The organism is Candidatus Proelusimicrobium excrementi (assembly GCF_937881865.1).
Classification (GTDB): domain Bacteria; phylum Elusimicrobiota; class Elusimicrobia; order Elusimicrobiales; family Elusimicrobiaceae; genus Proelusimicrobium; species Proelusimicrobium excrementi.
The window spans coordinates 1-2,676 of the sequence record NZ_CALGEO010000143.1 but is presented as its reverse complement, the minus strand read 5'-3'; the positions used below and the strand labels follow the sequence as shown (position 1 = coordinate 2,676).

At 43.9% G+C, this 2,676-nt stretch carries 5 protein-coding genes; 2 read left to right on the top strand and 3 right to left on the bottom strand.

Annotation, left to right across the window (positions count from 1 at the left end):
- From ACQY26_RS06635 to ACQY26_RS06625, 3 genes are all read right to left on the bottom strand, one after another.
- Positions 1–318, bottom strand: a 318-nt coding sequence (locus ACQY26_RS06635; protein ID WP_428048358.1) for a hypothetical protein, incomplete at its 3' end; no start/stop codon positions are given.
- A 23-nt stretch (positions 319–341) separates the two neighbouring features.
- A complete protein-coding gene (locus ACQY26_RS06630) occupies positions 342–797 on the bottom strand; it encodes an OmpA family protein (RefSeq protein WP_428048357.1) in 456 nt (151 codons plus the stop codon).
- A gap of 71 nt (positions 798–868) precedes the next feature.
- The gene (locus ACQY26_RS06625) at positions 869–1,198 is read right to left on the bottom strand and encodes a DMT family protein (RefSeq protein WP_428048356.1); all 330 of its coding nucleotides are present in this window, start codon (positions 1,196–1,198) and stop codon (positions 869–871) included.
- A 110-nt stretch (positions 1,199–1,308) separates the two neighbouring features.
- Between ACQY26_RS06625 and ACQY26_RS06620 the strand changes: the two genes are divergently transcribed.
- Together ACQY26_RS06620 and msrB are read left to right on the top strand one after the other, a co-directional pair.
- Positions 1,309–1,476 carry a hypothetical protein gene (locus tag ACQY26_RS06620; RefSeq protein WP_428048355.1) on the top strand — a complete coding sequence of 56 codons (168 nt, stop codon included), beginning with the start codon at positions 1,309–1,311 and terminating at the stop codon, positions 1,474–1,476.
- Positions 1,463–2,377 carry a peptide-methionine (R)-S-oxide reductase MsrB gene (gene msrB / locus ACQY26_RS06615; RefSeq protein WP_428048354.1) on the top strand — a complete coding sequence of 305 codons (915 nt, stop codon included), beginning with the start codon at positions 1,463–1,465 and terminating at the stop codon, positions 2,375–2,377. Before ACQY26_RS06620 ends, msrB begins: the two co-directional genes overlap by 14 nt.
- The last annotated feature ends 299 nt before the right edge of the window (positions 2,378–2,676 follow it).

Here is a 2,676-nt window from a genome sequence, read left to right as displayed (position 1 = left end):
GTTTGTGTATTCTTTGCGGATTTCGTCTAAGAAATTTTGCGGAAGTATTTGCGAGGGCGAGAATTTAATTTCCTTTAAAGCAACTATTTTGGGGGAATCGGCGTTTTCTTTAATCTGCTGCGAAACTTCTTTTTTGGCGGCGGAAATTTCCCTCTCCTGCCTGCCGGCGTCTTTTACCGCTTGTTCCGCTCTTTCGATTTCGGCCTTTTTCTTTGATTCCGCAATATCGCTTTGAAGCTTGTTAAGCTGCGCGTTTAACGGTAAAACGGATAATAAAATAAAAACAACGGCCCCGCAAATGCTTAAATTGATTTTCATAAATATTCCGCCAAAATGGATTTTTACTCCGAAACGCCCTCAAAAACAACCACAACACACCTGTTAAGCGCGTCAACTTCCGGGCCGGAGCCTTGCACCAAAGGCTTTTCCTTGCCGTAAGTTATCGTTTTTATTCTGGAAGGCTCTATACCCAAACTTATAAGGAAATCCTCCACCGCTTTTGAGCGGCGCAGACCCAGTTTTTTGTTAAAGTCCGCACTGCTGACGGCGTCGGTATGGCCCTCAAGGCGGATATTACCCTTATAGCAGGATAAATCCTGCGCCAAGTTCTTTACGGATTCTTTGGCCGCTACGTCCAAAGCGGAAGAACCGTATTTGAAATAGAAAACTCTGCTTGCTTCTTCCCGGCGGCAGTTATCGCACTTTTTAGGCGCAGAAGAGCACGCCCCGGCAAAAAAACATCCTATTAAACAACAAAATATCGCTTTGGCGATATGTCTTTTAGCATAATTGCACATATTAAAATTATAATAAATACGCAAATACCACGGCAAATAAAAAAAGACCTGCTTTTAAGGGGCCTAAAGTCCTATTTTTTAAATATAAGCATTGCCGATAAGACGAGCAGAACAAAGCCGGCGTAATGATTCCAGCGGAGGTTTTCTTTAAGATAAAATATGCTGAACAGCGCAAAAACTACTAAGGTTATGACTTCCTGCATTCCTTTAAGCTGCGCGGCGGAAAAATAAGCGTGGCCTATTCTGTTCGCCGGAACCTGAAAGCAATATTCCACAAAAGCTATCAGCCAGCTTACAAAAACAACCAGCCATAAGGCTTTGTCTTTAAACTTAAGATGCCCGTACCAGGCGAAAGTCATAAATATATTTGATATTATCAAAAGTATCAGCGGTTTATACATAATTATATTTTATCTTTTTTGAAAGCCGCCTGCCCAAAGCTTGCAAATCGGCCCAATAACCTTATAATAAACTAAGGGGTAAAGGCCCGCTTGTTAAAGCGGAGGGTATTATGAAATATCTCGTTTCGGCAATAATAATATTGTCGTTGATTTTTATGTTCGGCCTGAAAGCCAAATTTAAACAAAGCGACGGGGACGCCAATTTTATGCAAAATATCAATAAAGAAAGAAACTTAAAAACCATATTGGGGAATGCAAAAGCTTATGGACAGCCTTAAAGGCGTCGTAAGCACCCAAGTGGGTTACGCCAACGGAAATAAAGAAATTATCCCGGATTACAAACTGGTATGCGCCGGAAATACGGGTTACAAAGAAACGGTAAAAATAGATTATGACCCGCAAATCATCCCGCTGGAAAATATCCTTAAAGCTTATTTTTACGTTATTGACCCCACCGTGGAAAACAAACAGGGCAATGACAGGGGCACCCAGTATCAGACCGGCGTCTACTATACAGACGAAGCCGACCTGCCCGCCATAAACGCCGCGGCGGAAGAAGTTCGTCAAAGCCAAAGCGTATTTAAAGTGGAAATAAAACCGCTTGAAGTTTTCTATCCGGCGGAAGAATACCACCAAAAATACTTGCAGAAAAACCCCGGCGGATACTGCCATATCTCCGGCGGAGAGATATCGGCCTGCGCGGCCAAATTCGGCGGGAAGGAAGAAGTAAAGGCTGAGTATTCAAAACCGTCCCAGGCGCATATAAAAAAGAAACTTTCCCCCGAAGAATACGCCGTAACGCAGGAGGCCGCCACCGAGCCGCCTTTTAAAAACAAATATTGGAACTTTGAGGGAAAAGGCCTCTATGTTGACGTAGTTACCGGCGAACCGCTTTTTACTTCCATGCAGAAGTACAAGAGCCCTTCCGGCTGGCCCAGCTTCAGCGCGCCGATAAACGCAAACGCCGTAGTTTTTAAGCAGGATAATTCCCACGGAATGCAAAGAACGGAAGTACGCAGTAAAATAGGCGGTTCCCATTTGGGCCATGTGTTTGAGGGCGATATTCACTCCCCCACCGGCACCAGATACTGTATGAACAGCGCGGCCCTTCGTTTTATACCGTATGAAGAACTTGACTCAGCCGGCTACGGAGAGTTTAAAGAGGAATTTAAGGACTGATTTTCCCCATTACGTTCTTCCGCAATTTGCAAAAGCATTTTTTGCGGGTAAGATAAAACAGAAACCCCGGCTTCTTAACTGAAGCCGGGGCGGTTAGTTTTGAGGTTTATTGGCTAAGCCAAATTACTCACAAGAAGATTCAGATTTCTTGTAACAGGAAAGTTCTTTTCCGCTGCACCAGAAACTGCCCACATTATATCCGCATATGCTCGAAGCCTGGCTTGGATCAGTAAATGTCGAACTTCCACTTGGGCAGCTGCATGAACTTATCACAAAACAACTTCCTTCATGTACATTGA